The organism is Paenibacillus sp. MMO-177, assembly GCF_037147795.1.
Lineage (GTDB): Bacteria > Bacillota > Bacilli > Paenibacillales > Paenibacillaceae > Pristimantibacillus.
Window position 1 is genome coordinate 313,939 of the sequence record NZ_JBBCUR010000005.1, and the last position, 15,340, is coordinate 329,278.

12 protein-coding genes are annotated in these 15,340 nt (G+C 52.0%); 1 reads left to right on the forward strand and 11 read right to left on the reverse strand.

Annotation, left to right across the window (positions count from 1 at the left end; all coding sequences use genetic code 11):
• Window positions 1-69 precede the first annotated feature (69 nt).
• The gene (locus tag WFK81_RS19560) at window positions 70-927 is read right to left on the reverse strand and encodes a YhcN/YlaJ family sporulation lipoprotein (RefSeq protein WP_336788060.1); all 858 of its coding nucleotides are present in this window, start codon (window positions 925-927) and stop codon (window positions 70-72) included.
• Between the two features lie 180 nt (window positions 928-1,107).
• On the opposite strand from WFK81_RS19560, the gene WFK81_RS19565 reads away from it, so the two are divergent.
• Window positions 1,108-2,097: a ketoacyl-ACP synthase III gene (locus WFK81_RS19565; RefSeq protein ID WP_336788061.1), complete on the forward strand. Its 990-nt coding sequence runs from the start codon at window positions 1,108-1,110 to the stop codon at window positions 2,095-2,097.
• An 11-nt stretch (window positions 2,098-2,108) separates the two neighbouring features.
• Here WFK81_RS19565 and WFK81_RS19570 read toward each other — a convergent pair whose 3' ends face one another.
• From WFK81_RS19570 to WFK81_RS19615, 10 genes are all read right to left on the reverse strand, one after another.
• Entirely contained in the window at window positions 2,109-3,218 is a 1,110-nt protein-coding gene (locus tag WFK81_RS19570; protein WP_336788062.1) for a CgeB family protein, read from the reverse strand.
• 11 nt (window positions 3,219-3,229) lie between these two features.
• Entirely contained in the window at window positions 3,230-4,330 is a 1,101-nt protein-coding gene (locus tag WFK81_RS19575) for a CgeB family protein (protein WP_336788063.1), read from the reverse strand.
• 113 nt (window positions 4,331-4,443) lie between these two features.
• Window positions 4,444-4,728, reverse strand: coding sequence for a hypothetical protein (locus WFK81_RS19580; protein WP_336788064.1), 285 nt, complete (start codon window positions 4,726-4,728; stop codon window positions 4,444-4,446).
• 27 nt (window positions 4,729-4,755) lie between these two features.
• Complete coding sequence (locus WFK81_RS19585) at window positions 4,756-5,040, reverse strand: hypothetical protein (RefSeq protein ID WP_336788065.1); 285 nt, start codon at window positions 5,038-5,040, stop codon at window positions 4,756-4,758.
• Window positions 5,037-5,378, reverse strand: coding sequence for a restriction endonuclease subunit S (locus tag WFK81_RS19590; RefSeq protein WP_336788066.1), 342 nt, complete (start codon window positions 5,376-5,378; stop codon window positions 5,037-5,039). The genes WFK81_RS19585 and WFK81_RS19590 overlap by 4 nt, the downstream gene beginning before the upstream one ends.
• A gap of 24 nt (window positions 5,379-5,402) precedes the next feature.
• On the reverse strand, window positions 5,403-5,690 hold the full coding sequence (locus tag WFK81_RS19595; RefSeq protein ID WP_336788067.1) for a nucleoside-diphosphate sugar epimerase: 288 nt from the start codon (window positions 5,688-5,690) through the stop codon (window positions 5,403-5,405).
• A 98-nt stretch (window positions 5,691-5,788) separates the two neighbouring features.
• Window positions 5,789-7,135, reverse strand: coding sequence for a glycosyltransferase family 2 protein (locus tag WFK81_RS19600; RefSeq protein WP_336788068.1), 1,347 nt, complete (start codon window positions 7,133-7,135; stop codon window positions 5,789-5,791).
• Window positions 7,136-7,152: 17 nt separating this feature from the next.
• Window positions 7,153-7,875 (reverse strand): sugar phosphate nucleotidyltransferase, encoded by a 723-nt coding sequence (locus WFK81_RS19605; RefSeq protein ID WP_336788069.1) that lies wholly within the window; start codon window positions 7,873-7,875, stop codon window positions 7,153-7,155.
• A 28-nt stretch (window positions 7,876-7,903) separates the two neighbouring features.
• Window positions 7,904-8,656, reverse strand: a complete 753-nt coding sequence (locus WFK81_RS19610) for a glycosyltransferase family 2 protein (RefSeq protein ID WP_336788070.1) — start codon at window positions 8,654-8,656, stop codon at window positions 7,904-7,906.
• 188 nt (window positions 8,657-8,844) lie between these two features.
• Window positions 8,845-15,276 (reverse strand): WIAG-tail domain, encoded by a 6,432-nt coding sequence (locus WFK81_RS19615; RefSeq protein WP_336788071.1) that lies wholly within the window; start codon window positions 15,274-15,276, stop codon window positions 8,845-8,847.
• Window positions 15,277-15,340: the final 64 nt, after the last annotated feature.

Below are 15,340 nucleotides of genomic sequence, written 5' to 3' on the forward strand. Positions count from 1 at the left end.
ACAGTTGATACCATTTCTAGGACAGGCCCGCTTTCGCAAGCGGGCCCTTTTTTTGTTTATATTCGGTTATTAGCGGTGATCGTAAATATAAGGAGAAGTATGCTTGGCCGTACTGGAATTCAGCTTCGTTGCATTAGCAGGGAAGATGCGCTCCACCATGGCATTAAATTCGGAGACAAAGCCTTGAATCGGGTGACCCATTCGAACATCGCCCATATAGCTGTGCATGCGGTCAACAAAGTCCGGGTTAGCGGATACATAAACATTCTGAACCGACGGATGCAGCCTTTTCACTTCTGCGGCGATATCGCTTTTGATTTTGTCCGTCAACTGGCTCTCGCCGGTGTCGGTTGTGCTCAGGCCGCGAATGCCATCAGTGTGGTAACCGCCCATCGTACCGTTCATGCCATACGTTCCGTTCATGCCATTCATGCCGTATTTCCCGCCGTTAGCGCCATAAGTACCGTTCATGTGGCGGTTTGTATCGGTAATCGGGCTGCTCAGGTTTGTACGGTTGTAGCTTTTGGCGCTGAGGCCGCGCGCATGATCTTCGAAGGATACGGCAACATAAGCATTGTTGTCAGTCAGCATTACGTTGGCTGTCTTAACCGTATTCATAGCTACAAGCTTCTTGGCGATTTCCTCGCTCATTTCCATTTTATAATTTTTATGACTGCCAACAATATTGTTGCTGTTGAGGCGACGGCCATTGACGCGGTTCATTTCGTTCATTTGATCATTCGCGAAACGTTTGTCGGTCAATGTTCCCGGAGCCGCATAGTTACGGATCATATTTCCGTTAGCATCGTAACGTACGCTGTTCGGGCGGATATTTTTGTTGCCGATATCTCCCTGATTGGACGCGCAACCCGCTAACGTTGTTGCTAAAGCCACACTTGCTGTAAGAAGAATGAATTTGTTTTTCATGACCTGGCCACTCCTCCATTCGAATAGTTAGGCTTTGACCCGTGACTTATTGTGCTCGGTTAAGAGGAAGCTATTCGCAACAAAGCTTGACAAATCCATTCAAATTCAGTAATTTAATATCAAGTATTAGTACCAGGTACTAACTGTTTGCTAAGAATGAAAAAAGAGGAGCTGTTTCTAATGGAAAAGCAATTGCAATCCAACGCAGCTATTACGGCCATCGGCACTTATACCCCCGAAAAAATTCTATCCAATACGGATCTGGAACGTATCGTCGAAACTTCGGACGAATGGATTGTCCAGCGTACCGGCATTCGCGAGCGCCGGATAGCGGCCGATGATCAGTTCACGAGCGATTTATGTATCCGGGCGGTAAGGAATATGCAGGAGCGGTACGGGGTGGAAATCGAGGATGTCGATTACATTATCGTCGCTACTTCGACGCCGGACAATGTTATCCCAAGCGTTGCCGCCCAGGTTCAAGCAGGACTCGGAATCCGGCATTGCGGCGCGATTGATATTCAGGCCGCTTGCGCCGGCTTTACATCAGCCATTCAACTGGCGAACGGACTGCTCCTGTCCCGCGTTTACCGTAAAATCCTGGTGATTGGCGGAGAAACCTTGTCCAAGGTAACCAACTACGACGACCGGACAACCTGCATTTTGTTTGGCGACGGCGCTGGCGCGTTCTTAATGGAGGCCCGCGAGGAAGGCGATATTCTGGCGATCTCCTCGGAGACGGACGGCGCAGGCGGACATCATGTGTACCGGAGCGGCTTGTCTCCTGTTATCAATGCGGCGGATATCGATACAACAAGCCGTATTGTCCAGAATGGCCGTGAAGTGTACAAATGGGCGTTGACTCACGTGTCGGAAGGAATTAACGCTCTGCTGAAGAACAGCGGTTACGCGCCATCGGAAATCAACTGGTTCGTTCCGCACAACGCCAATCAGCGTATTATCGACGCGTTATGCGAACGGACCGGCATAAGCGAGCAGCAGGCTTTGTCGAGCATCGAGCACTACGGCAACACGTCTGCGGCATCCATTCCGCTTGCTCTTGACGCCGCCGTCCGCGACGGCCGCGTATTGCCCGGACATTTGCTGCTGCTCTATGGCTTTGGCGGCGGATTAACCCAATCAGGCGTCCTGCTCCGTTGGTCCATTTAATTCATGAAACGTTAGAGGAGCGGGAATAATATCGTCAGCATCGTCTGAAGACGGTTTGCGTATTTATGGTCCCGGAAAGCCCGGTACATGCCGCGGAGGGCGATTTGCTGCCGCTCCTCTTCATGCTTCAGGTAATATTCCATCTTCTCGATCAGCTCCGCCGGTGAGGAATAGGTTACGATTTCCACTCCGGGGGTAAAAAAGGTGGCAAGATCATCCCGGATATCGCATACCTGCAATACGGCACACGCAGCGATTTCAAAAGTCCGGGGATTAGGCGAAACGGCCGTTAATCCGACTCGGTTGCTGTTGTACAAGGCATCGTCATGCGCCCGGTGCATGTTAATCACGATTTTGGAAGCATTATAAGCCAAGGCCGTATCTGCCGGTCCCATCCAATTGTTGAGCTTGATTTTGGAGCGAAGTTTATCGAATTGGGCTAAACGGTCCCACCAAATGCCGGATATTAATGTATTTTTCCCCGCTAGATAAGGTGTTAACTCATTGAAATAGCTGACCCGGTTCAAATAAGCAGATCCGATAAACGTGATTTCCTTGCGGCTTGACCTTTCGGGATTCGTTGGCCGGTATTGGGCCGGATCGAAGCAAAACGGCAGATAATGCACATTCTGGCAGCCAAGCTGCTTGTAGTACTCCACCGAGTTGCGCTCCAACGTAAATATCGTGTCGTAATGCGGGACAATCGTCGTTGTAATATCCATGTAATACGGATCGTCGGTTAACCAGATAGCGGTCCGGATGCCGTTATCCCGAAGCGCTATAATCTGCCCCACATCAAACTGCAGTCCGTCCAGCACAATAACAACATCCGGACGATCCGCCAATGCCATTTCGACGACCGGCTGCGAGGAGTTAACAACCGTTAACCTCTGAACCATAGTCGTTAAAGTCCCTCTAACCGCTTCATCTATAGGCGAGTAAGGGAATCCTTTGCCCGTCTCTACGTACATGACATGAATCGGCCATACTTTGTTCACCTGCGGAATACGGCTGATCGCTTCCTCGCATAACCCGAACCAGTAACCGTGATCCCAGCCCAACTTATACCCTGCCGCTCTTCCAGCCTCCTCGCCCGACTTCCGTTTGACTACTGGCGCCATATTCGTCACTCCTACTTCAATAAATTCAAAAGCGTAGCCATTCGCGTAGTCATCGTATGATCACGCAAAGTCCGGTACAAGCCTCTCATCGCGATGCGCAGCCGCTCTTCCTCATGCGTTAGATAATAGTCGATCTTCTGGACAAGCTCCTGAGCATTGCCGTAAGTTTCAATCTCGTAACCGGGACGGTATTGGGAAGAGAGGTCAGCCCGGATATCGGTTAATTGCAGCGTCGCGCAAGCCGCAACATCATAGGTTCTGGGATTCACCGACAAACCAGGTACCTGGACTTCGATCTGATTATCCTTTCCCTGTACATCGGTACGGTGCATATTGATAACAATCTTGGAACCGTTGTAATAATGGGCGGCTGCTTCAGGCGCAATGCCTTCAAGATGGATGTTCGATTTCAAGAGAGGATAATGCTTCAGCCGCTCCCACTGGCCCCCGGCAATAAACAGCTTCCGCCCCGACAGCTGCCCGGCGATCGAATCAATAAGCTCTACCCGATTCCAGAAAGCGACCCCGATAAAACAAACCTCGTATTCATACGCTTTATCCGCGCGGAAAGGCCGGAATACCGCATCGTTGACGGCGAGCGGTATATGATGTACTTGAAGACACCCATGCTGCCGGTATAGAGGAACGGTCCCCAGCTCATGGGTTAATACAACGTCGTAATGAGGCGCGATCCGGACCGTTTGAGCCGTCATATAAGGATCGTCCACAAACCAGATAACCGTCTTGATTCCTAGAGCCCGAATTGCCGCGATTTGCTCCAGATGATCCGGCGGGAATGTATATAAGCCGTTAAGCACAAGCATCATATCCGGCTGTATGGCGGCCGCTTGCTGCACCAAGCCTTCCTGTACCCCCACATGCACTTCGCTGACGCATCGTTGAAGCGCCTGAACAATCCCGGAATCAATAGCGTCAAATCCTAATGAGCCTTGCGGAATGTACAACACCCGCAGGGGGATGACTTCCGGTATCGGAGTTAAAGGAGAGGACTTCGCCCATTCGCATGCTCCGTCCCGCCATCCTGCTTGAAATCCGGCCGAATAACCCTGCTGCCTGCCTTGTTGAAAGGACGCCGCCGCTGCCGTGTTCAAATTACCCGCTCACCTGCCCGTTATCCTAAGTTATACAAAAAAAGCCTTATTCCTGATTTGTCCATTCTGGCATGAACAAGGCAGAGCTAAGACCCTATCTTCCGTTTGTGCAATTAAACCTGCGTCTCGTAAGCAATCTGATGGCCGTCTTCAAAGCCTTTGGCGAATCCGGTGTTATATCCGTCGTTATAGGCTTGGTTATAACCGTAATCATAGCTGGCTTGATCAAAGGCTACGCTTTTTCTTCTTTTTCTAACCGAAGACTTCCGGCGTTTCACCATGCTTTTGCCCGTTTTCTTTCCCGTTATCTTCCGGACTCCGCTTGCTTTGCGCTTAGTCCGGGCACCAGGCTTGCGTTTGGTTCTCCGTTTGGCTAGGGCAGCACTTTTTTTCTTCATATCAAACGCCTCCTTCCGTGATGACTACTAGGATGAAAGCCTGCTGATTCTGGCATTCAGCCACGGGATGCCGGGGCGGCCGCGCTTGAGGCGCTTGCCCCGCATGGTCAACCCCGTTACCGATTCCGCTATATTTTTCTGCATGGACGTTAGCAGCTTCACATTCTCCGCAATGCTTCTGGCAAGTTCCGGAGAAGCCTCGGATACGTCGGCGATGCTGTTCAGAATGCGGGCAAGCGCCGTCTGGCTGCTTGCGAGGGAGGAAAGAATCTCCAGCTTTACTTCCTGCTCTCTCGATGCCCTGAATCTCAATTCATGTCACCCATGCCGCCGAACAGCATTTCCTCTTCGTCCCCGCCATGACCGCCTCCGCCTTCATTTGTTTTAGGCAGAACCGATCGCATGACGGAAAGGATCCCTTGGCTCATTTTATTTACGCCGTCCAACACTTCAATAACCTGCTCATTGATTTGGGCGGTCTGCTTAAGCTGCGTCTGATCGCCCAGGAAGGATGCCGCGGTAATATGATTGCATATCCAATTACGCGCTTTCTCCGACTCTTCCGCTTTGGCCTCCAGCATCCTGGCGATATTCCACTGCATATTGGCGGTAGCGCCAAGCATGCGCATATAAGCCTGTTCCCGGTTCATTGCAAACATCTTCCTTCCGGACGCTTACTCATCTTCCTCCAACCCAAGCTCTCGGACCGTCAACGTCAGCTGCGCAGCAAGCGTCTCCTGCAATTCGGCTATCGTTGTCAGGTAAGAGACAACTCCTCCAAGCAGAGCTTGCGTATTGGACAGCAATCCGTCCGTGCCTCCAAAGTTCGGGTTGTTATCGGGGATGGCCTTAACAACCTCCGCCATCCGTACGACAATATGGCGCTTGGAGTCCATCATGCGAGCCATTTGTTGATGGGAGTGAGATAAATGCTCTATTATTTCGTTTACGATCTGCTGCAACTTCAAGCCCCTCCTTTGCAGCAATAAACGTCTTCAGTTCAATTGTCGCCGTCATACCAGCATATGCATCTTCTAAAAACGGTGATACTTGCGCATGCCTACAGGACCTGGCGCAGCTTAATCGGCGGAATTAGCGGCAGCCCTTCCGGCATTTCCTGCAGCTGTTCCACGGTCAGCGGATATTTCGCCCTCTCGTTCAAATGCCAGGAGACAGCAGCTGCTTCGGTAATGATTCTCCGCTTGGTGCCATTCTCCAGATAATAAAGGAAGCCGTCCAGTCCGCTAGCAATCTGCCCGTGCATCGGCGCGCCGTAATGAGCGGAATGAAGAGCATTCCATTTGGATGCCGCCTCAGCGGAAGTCAGCGCTTCTGCCGCCGGCCAGCTCCGGAGCAGCACCTGCGGCAGGCGTACGACCGGCCCGGACCATTCTCCTTCAATCGGTCGTTTGATCCCTTGCTCGATCCAATAAACTTGAGGGCCAATCCCTTTCACTACGACACTTTCCGGGTAAAAGGCGGTCTCTCCCTTGGCGGTTAGCGAAGTAAGCTTCGGATCGCTTGCGCGGACTTGATGAATCCACGCATACGGATTATTCCATTTGGTCATATAGTAAACCATATTCCGGGTGTTAACTTGATCGAGCTGGTCGCCTAGCGCCTTGATACTGACGCTTCCGAAATGATGGATAAAGGAGTCCCTTGCAATAACAAGAGAGTAACCGAGCAGCCTGGTCCGAATATTATAATCATCATCCTCGTAATTGCCGAATTCGAATCCTTCGTCCAGAAATCCGATCCGCTCCCACAATTCGCGGCGGAACAAGAGGCAGAAGCCCGGCAGCCTGTCTGTTCTCTCCCATCGCTTCGGGTCGGAAATATTATGGAGTCTCGCGAATTCCGGCATATCTTCGATTCTTTCATAAGGGACCTGGATCTGCTGATCGCCGCTGATGTAATTCGTGACAGGTCCTACCATTCCGATTGTGGGGTCGCTGTGCAGGCAGGTGAGCATATTGCCGAGCCAGTTATCCGTCACGAGCGTATCATTGTTAAGAACTAGCATCGTTGTGCCTTTGGCCATCATCAGGCCCGTGTTGACCGCACCGGCAAAGCCGTAATTCTGTTTAAGCACCCTGTACCGCACCTGACCGTCCAACTGCTCCAAATATTCGGCTGTCCCGTCGGTCGAAGCATTATCGACAACGATAATCTCATGGGGCTGCTCCGTATTGTCCATGATGCTGTCGATGCAGCCTCTCAAATAATTCACCTGATTATAGCTTGGGATAATAATACTCGTTCCCTCGAACAATGAATGATAGCTGCTTTGACCGGCCAGAAGTCCCTGATTGTATCCCGCCTTCAGACCGGCTTGATAGTTAGCCGTATGCCTTCCTTCTTGCGTTCGTTTGAGACGACGAATGCCCCGCGGTTTACGTCTCACTCAAAAATCTCTCCCGTCTAGTATTCAGTATCCCAATATCGGGCAGATGCTTCCTTCAGCGAATCAAATGTGCCCGCATCCATCCACCAGCCGGATAACGTCCGGTAGGTTAATAGACCGGCAGCCGCGTAAAGATTATTCAGATCCGTAATCTCGAGTTCCCCTCTGCTTGACGGACTGATATTCTCAATCCGCTCGAAAACATCCGAGCTGTACATATATAAGCCGGTAACGGATAGATTCGACTGCGGATCCACGGGCTTTTCTTCAATGTGCTGGATCGCGCCGTTAGAATCAAAGACCGGAATCCCGTACCGGTGAGGGTCGTCGACCTCCTTGAGAAGCACCATCGCCCCGCCTTGCTGCTGCCGAAAATCATGAATATAAGGCGTTAAATCCTCTTCAAACAAATTATCGCCAAGCAGAACAAGGAACTTCTCGCCATCCGTAATAAACGGTCTGGCCAGCTGCAAGGCATCCGCAATCCCTCCGGCACCTTCTTGAATCCGGTATGCGATAGACACGGCCAGGTCTTCGCCGCTGCCGAAATAATGGATAAACATTCCCGCAGACTGGCGGTTTGTAATAATCAGAATCTCCTCGATTCCTGCTTTGCGCAGCGTTTCGATACCATGATGGATCATCGGATGTCTGCCAACCGGCAGCATATGTTTATTGATATAAGAAGTAAGGGGCATGAGCCTAGTACCTGTTCCACCCGCCAAAATAACAGCTTTCAACGTGCAATCCTCCTAACCATGTGCAGACTTACAAGGCCATCTCGCGCTTGCGCAGCCGATCCTCGAACCCGCCCCGTTCATCTGTGCATGACAGCAGCCAATAGATCGCCTCCAAATGATCGCCTAAAATTAATCGTTCAAGCGGATTTTTCCTCTCCCGCTCCGGCCGGGGTTTATTTATTTTGCCGACATTAACCGTGTGTACGGCCTTCACCTTAAGTCCTTGCTTTACGGCCATTGCATGGGCAAGCGGAGGAACCGACAAGGCTTCCGCGCCTATCGTATCCAGACATTTGCGGCTGATCGCGTGCGGTACGGCCGTGAAGGATATTCCCTTCAAGTCAGGCCTTTGAAGAACGGCATTCAAGGCATGTTTGGCCAGCACAACACTATGAACCTTCGCTTTGCGGACTGGACCGGAGTAGTTATTCAACGCCGCGTCTATCCCTTTCTCTCTCACTGCGTGAATGAAAGGACGTAGTTTTGCAGCTGATATAACCATATCGCCGTCAATAAACAGCAGAACCTCTCCTTTGGCTTCAAGAGCTCCTACCGTCCTTCCTACGTCATGACCTAGAGGCTTCTCGAAATACAGCACTTTCGCCCCCATCCTTCTAGCAATTGCAGCGGAACCGTCCGTAGAACCATTGGCAACAACAATCACTTCCGTACGGGGATGTACTTTCGCAGCTTCTCGAATGACGCGCCCGATGGTCGATTTTTCATTCATAACAGGGATAATGACCGATACTTCAGGATTAGGATGAGGTGCGCGTTTCATCCACTGAATCACCTCAGTTTTTAAGCCTATTAAAATTTGCAAGCATATTGATTTACATCATATAGTATGTATGCAGACTGCTGGCGCAACGGCATTTGTACAACTTCCAAGACGTCTGTCCCCTCCCAAATGAAAAAAGAGGATAAGAGCATAGATTTCACTCCCATCCTCTATTGAAACTATCAATGTCACCTGCCAACGGCGATCCAGTTCATATATCCCTCAGGCTCAAACGAACCTCTTGAACGGATAATATTCAGAATGGCGCTGCCTTCGGATTTGCTAAAGACGGATACATAACATTCCGGATTGTCGCAGATAGCGGTAATGGCATAGTTCGTATTGCTGAACGGCTCGTCGAACGTAATTTCAACCTCCAGCATCTTCCCTTTTTTGAAGAACGAATACGGAGCAAGACCAAACTGTTGAATAACCTGGCCGGTACCCGTGGAACGGATAAAGGCCGGCGCCGGTTCCGGTTCTTGTTCCGGCTGCGCTTCCGCATCTATAACCGGCGGGAATAAAGCAGATACAAGCTCGGGTGCCAATTTATCCAGCGTTATTGCCTCCGTGGCAATATGCCAGCCGCATACGCTGTCTTCCGCCAGCTTCTCGCGGGTCACGCTCTCGTCGGCAAGCTTCTCGCTCGTTACGCTCTCATCGGCCAGATTGTCGGTTGTAATGCTCTCTTCCACCAGCTTATCGCCCGTGATGCTGTTGCCGGCAATTTTATCGCCCGTCACACTGCCGAATGCCAGCTTCTCGCGGGTAATGCTGCTATTCGCAAGCTTCCCGGTTGTGACGCTAAGATCCGCGAGCTTCCAAGTGGTTACACTGCCGTCAACCAGCTTAAGCGTTGTAATGCTCTCGTCGGCCAATTTGTTGCCGGTCACCGACTGGTCGGCCAGCTTATTCGTAGTTACGCTTTCGTCTGCAAGCTTGTTGCTTGTGATGCTCTCATCAGCCAGCTTGCTTCCGATTACCGCTTGATCGGCCAGCTTATCGCTTGTTACACTTTCAGCGGCAAGCTTATCGCTTGTTACACTTTCATCAATCAGCTTGCGGCTCGAAATACTGTAGTCAGCCAGTTTTCCTGTCGAGACGCTCTCATCGGCCAGCTTGCTGCCGGTGACGGACAGATCGGCCAGCTTTATATCTGTGACACTTTCGTCCGCAAGCTTGTCGCCGGTCACACTTTCGTCAACCAGCTTCCGGGTTGTAATACTGTCATCAGCCAGCTTCTCGGTCGTGATGCTTTCATCCGCTAGTTTTCTGCCGTCAATGCTATCTGCCGACAGCTTATCAGCCGTAATACTTCCAGGTGCCAGCTTCTCGCCTGTAATGCTGTTGTCGGCAAGCTTGCTTCCGATTACCGCTTGATCGGCCAGCTTCTCGGAAGTGATGCTCTCGCCTGCCAGCTTCTCCGTTGTAATACTTCCGAAAGCCAGTTTGTCGCTTGTGACACTTTCATCGGCCAGCTTACCGCTTGAGATGGTGCCCTCGGCAAGCTTATCTCCCGTCACACTGCCGAACGCCAGCTTGCGGGTCGTAACACTCTCATCCGACAGCTTATCGGCCGTGACGCTCTCGCCCGCCAGCTTCCAGGTGGTCACACTTTCATCCGCAAGCTTCTCATTCGTTACGCTGCTGCCTGCCAGCTTCTCCGATGTGACGCTCTCGTCAGCCAGTTTGCTGCCTGTAACAGCCAGGTCGGCCAGCTTGTCGCCGGTAACACTTTTATCAACCAGCTTACGGCTTGTGATGCTATCATCGGCAAGCTTCCCGTTTGTAACACTTTCATTGGCGAGCTTGCTGCCGGTAATGCTATCTGCCGACAGCTTATCGGCTGTAATGCTTCCAGGCGCCAGCTTCTCGCCGGTAATGCTGTTATCGGCCAGCTTGCTTCCAGTAACGGCCTGATCGGCAAGCTTATCGCTTGTAACACTCTTATCGGCCAGTTTATCCCTGGTCACACTTTCATCGATCAGCTTGCGGCTCGAAATACTAGAATCCGCTAACTTCCCGGTCGAGACGCTCTCATCGGCCAGCTTGCTGCCGGTGACAGACAGGTCGGCCAGCTTGCTTGTAACGACGCTTCCGTCAGCTAACTTCTCGGTAATTACGCTTTCGGCGGTCAGCTTGCGGCTTGTAATGCTGTCGTCGGCCAGCTTCTCGGTTGTTACGCTTTCGTCAGCCAGTTTACGCCTTGTAATACTGTCTGCCGCAAGCTTCTCGGCCGTAACGCTTTCCTCGGCCAGCTTTTGCGTCGTAACACTCTCATCGGCCAGCTTACTGCCGATAACAGCTTGCTCGGCAAGTTTGCCGGTTGTGATACTTTCGTCGGCCAGCTTGTCGGTGGTTACACTTTTATCGATCAGCTTTTGGCTTGTAATACTATCGTCGGCCAGCTTCTCGGAAGTGACGCTATCGTCGGCCAGTTTGCGGCCTGTCACCGCTTGATCGGCCAGCTTGCTCGTAGCCACGCTATCTTCGGCCAGCTTTTCGGCTGTCACGCTTTCGTCAACCAGCTTGCTGGTTGTAATGCTATCGTCGGCCAGCTTCTCCGCCGTAACGCTTTCGCCTGCCAGCTTCCGGCCCGACACGCTTTCATCCAGCAGCTTCTCGGCCGTAACGCTTTGGTCGGCCAGCTTGCTGCTCGTGATGCTTCCGTCCATGAGTTTATCGCTTGTGATGCTTTCACTAGCCAGCTTGCTGCCGATGATACTCCCGTCTGCCAGCTTGCCGCCCGTAATAATGCCATCAGCGAGCTTCCGGCTTGAGATGCTTTCATCCGCCAGCTTATCGCCGGTTATACTGCCTCCGGCCAGCTTGCTGCCCGTGACGCTCTCGGCAGTCAGCTTATCGCCCGTGATGCTTTCAAATGCAAGCTTCCGGCCTGTCATGCTTGCATCGGCCAGCTTATCTGCCGTAATGCTGTTATCAGCCAGTTTATCGTTTGTAATACTGCCTGCCGCCAGCTTGCTTCCCGTAACGCTCTCATCCGCCAGCTTCTCGCTAGTGACGCTCTCGTCGGCCAACTTGCCGCTTGTGATGCTTCCTTCCGCCAGTTTGCCGGTTGTGACGCTCTCGTCGGCTAGCTTCTCCGTTGTGATGCTGTCATCAGCCAGCTTGCCGGTAACGATGCTGCCGTCCTGCAGCTTGGAGGATTGGATAATCCCTTCAGCCAACTGCTCCGGCAAAATCATTTTTGGCTTGAATTCATTCAAAACATCTGCGCTGAGGTGGTCGAAGGTAACCGTGCTTTTCCGAAGATGGTAGCTTTGAATGGAATCCGCCTTTATATGCTTGCTCGCGATCGTCTCCAGGCGCAGGTGATCGCCCGATACGGTGTCGACCGCCAGCTTGGAGGACGTTACAGCCCCGTTTTGCAGCTTGCTTTCATCGATGCTGCCCGGTGTCAAATGCTTCTCTTGAATGGACAACGGCTGGATATGATCGGCATTAACGGATAAGGAAGCCAGCTTGGTTTCCTGAACCGCACCGTCTGCGAGATGCTCAGTTCCGATGATTTCTTCCTGCAACGCTTCCGAATTCACCGCGCCGACTTGGATATGGACTTCCCCGACGCTGAACGGAGCAAGCTTCGCCTCGGTGACAGCTTCATCGGTTAGATGGACGTTACGTACACTGCCTTGGACGATATGAATGCCAAGGATGGAATCATTCGCCAAGTGCCGGCTCATGACCGCTTCATTTCCGATATGGCTGGACTGAACAGCGCCGGTCGACAGCTTCGACGAGGTTATCGACTGGTTAGACAATGCTTCCGTTCCAACCGCTCCGACGCGAATATGATTCGCTCCGATAATGCTGTCTGTCAAATGCCCGGATTGAATCGAGTGGGCCTCGATATGGCCGGTTTGAATCGATAACGGACGTATTAATCCCGAGTGAATGGAGCCCTCCGCAAGTTTGCTGGCCGTAACGCTGCCGTCCGCCAGCTTGGAGGTTGTTACGCTTGAATCGTTCAGCTTCTCGGTTGTTACCGCATCCTTCGACAGCTTGCTTGCCGTTACGGCCTGGTCGGTAATGTGATCCGTGTTCACGATATCATACGACAGATTCATCTCGGTAACGGACTGATATCCCATGTGCTCCGCTTGAATAATGCCCGTCTGCAGATGCTCTGATTGGATCGCCTGAGGAGCTATTAATTCGGAATGAATCGAGCCCGGAGAAATATGATTCGAGCGCACGCTGCCATCCGCCAGCTTGGAGGATGTTACGTTCGAATCCGCCAGCTTCTCGCTTGTTACCGATTGGGAAGCCAACTTGTCGGTAGTTACAGCGTGGTCGGACAAATGCTCCGTCTGTACGCTGCTTCCCGACAGATGCTGCTTCGTTACAGCCGCGCCTGCCAGATGAACGGACTGGATTGTACCGTCCTTAATATGCTCGCCGGCAATGGAAGACGGCTGTACGTGACCGCCATGAATGGAAGCAGGCTGAATCGCCTCGGACCCCACGGCGTCATGCGCAATGTGCCGTTCGTTTACGATGCTATCGCCTAGCTTCGAAGCCGTTACGCTGCGCTCGGCCAGCTTATCGGTCGTAACGGATTCCGGAGCAAGCTTCTGGGAGCCGATAATTTGATTGGCCAAATGATGCGGATGAACGGAGTTCGGAGACAGGTTGAGCTCGGAAATCGCTCCGTAGGCAATCTTGTCGCTTGTAACCGATAGATCCTGAATGGCATCCGTGCCTACTGCCTGATCAGCAAAATGCTGCTTTTCAATCAACTTTGGCTTCAAGTGCTCGCTGGAGATCGATTCCGGGGAGATCGCTTCACCGGTTACGGCGCCTGCCGAGAAATGATAGGCACGGAGCGTATCGGGTGCAATCTTCTGAAACGTAATAATCTCGTTCTTCAGATGGCCCGTTTCGATGGAGCCGGTAGCCAGCTTGGAGCTTTTGATCGCACCGTCCGCAATTTTCTTGTCCGTTACGGCCTGGTCCGCAAGCTGGTGCGTACCAACCGACTGGTCGTTCAGATGCTCGGTCGTGATCGCTTGGGGAGCGATCTTCTCCCCTTTGACCGAGCCGTCCTGCAGCTGCTCTCTGCCTACCGAACTGGACTGCAGATGCTGGCGGGACACCACCTGATGGGCAATATGGCGCTGCTCGATTTGACCGATGGCAATATGGTCCGAAATGATGCTGCTGCGCCCGACATGCCGGGTCTGCACGGCTTCATTCGCCAGCTTGCTCGAATTGACGCTCTGGTCGCCAAGATGCTTGCTCCCGATCTGTCCGGCCACAATATGTTCGCCAAAGACACTCTCCTGCTGGAGATGACTTGCGTTAACGGCTCCGTGTGCTATCTGCTCGGCGTTTACGGATCGAGGTTGAAGGGCTTCGGTCCTTACCGCCCCTTCCGCCAGATGCTCCTGCGAGATGGCGCCTGGAGCCACGTGCTTCCCCAAGATGGCTCCGATCGAGACATGCTCCGCGAGGAGCAGTCCTTGCTTCAAATGGACGGATTCAATCGTATCCGAGGCAAGTTTGCTGCCGGTAATTGCCCCGTCCCGCAATTTGGAATGAGTAACCGATGCCTCGCCAAGCTTCGAATTCGTTATAGCTTCATTGGCGATTTTTTCCGTATGGACGGCACTGTTTTGAATTTTATCCGCTGAAATGGAATGGTTGTCGATCAGCTCTTCGGTGACGATAAAAGGTTGAAGATGTCTCGAATTAATCGATCCGTCTGCAATTTTGCTGGAATCAATCGTCCGGTCTGCCAGCTTCTCCGAGGTGATGCTGCCGTCCTCCAGCTTGCTGCCGTTAATGGAGGAATCCACGATTTTATCACCGGTAATGGAGCTGTTCGATAGATGATCGCCCGTAATGGCTGAAGAAGACACTTTATTGCCCGTTACGGCCCCGGGGGCAATATGAATGTTTTGCACCGCATAATCGGAGAGGGTGGATGAACTGATGCTTCCCGGGCGCATTTTATCGGAGCCTACCGAATAAGGGGCAAGCTTGCTGCCGGTCACGGCGCCATCCACGATATCGTCCGTATAGATAAACGGAAACGGTTTGTACAGATCCTGCTTCTCCACCAGTTTGTCGAGCTTCTCCTCGTAAGTCGGCTCTACCATCGGCGCAGACGCTTTCTCTTGCTTCCTCTCCGGCTTCAACTCCTGCTTTTGCGCAAGCCTAACTTCCTGTTTCGGTTCCTGTTTAACCTCTTGCAGCTTCAATTCTTGGGCAGGCTCTTGCTTCCGCTCCTGCTTCAGCTCCGGAACCGGTACTGGATCAGCATCATAAGAAGCAATTTCCTCGATAAGCAGCTCTGCGTCAGCATTGCTTATTTCAGCCGGCGAGGAGGCATCGGCTTCAAGGATCAATTCTTCCGTCAATGCAGGGACCAAATACGTCTCCGCTTGCGGGGCCTCTTCCATGGGAGCTATTGCGTTAATACTTACCGGCCTGTTCTCTACAGGCTTAGGCTGCGGAACCAGTAGGTTGTTATTTTGAACCTTCGTTTTTTTGCTTTTTAATTCATCCAGCCACTTTAATTCCGAGGCATTCGGATTATCAACATAATAACTCGGCTTACGCCCTTTGGCGTTTTTCGACGATTTACCTTTTGTCATTGACCTCTCCTTCTTTCTTCCTCCCCAAAGTTATTTCACTATATGCTCCTACCCATAGGCGCGC

Bases quoted from the DNA above. Each gene is read 5' to 3' on its own strand.
- WFK81_RS19560 (WP_336788060.1), bottom strand. From the start codon at position 927: ATGAAAAACAAATTCATTCTTCTTACAGCAAGTGTGGCTTTAGCAACA.
- WFK81_RS19565 (WP_336788061.1), top strand. From the start codon at position 1,108: ATGGAAAAGCAATTGCAATCCAACGCAGCTATTACGGCCATCGGCACT.
- WFK81_RS19570 (WP_336788062.1), bottom strand. From the start codon at position 3,218: ATGGCGCCAGTAGTCAAACGGAAGTCGGGCGAGGAGGCTGGAAGAGCG.
- WFK81_RS19580 (WP_336788064.1), bottom strand. From the start codon at position 4,728: ATGAAGAAAAAAAGTGCTGCCCTAGCCAAACGGAGAACCAAACGCAAG.
- WFK81_RS19590 (WP_336788066.1), bottom strand. From the start codon at position 5,378: ATGAACCGGGAACAGGCTTATATGCGCATGCTTGGCGCTACCGCCAAT.
- WFK81_RS19610 (WP_336788070.1), bottom strand. From the start codon at position 8,656: ATGAAACGCGCACCTCATCCTAATCCTGAAGTATCGGTCATTATCCCT.
- WFK81_RS19615 (WP_336788071.1), bottom strand. From the start codon at position 15,276: ATGACAAAAGGTAAATCGTCGAAAAACGCCAAAGGGCGTAAGCCGAGT.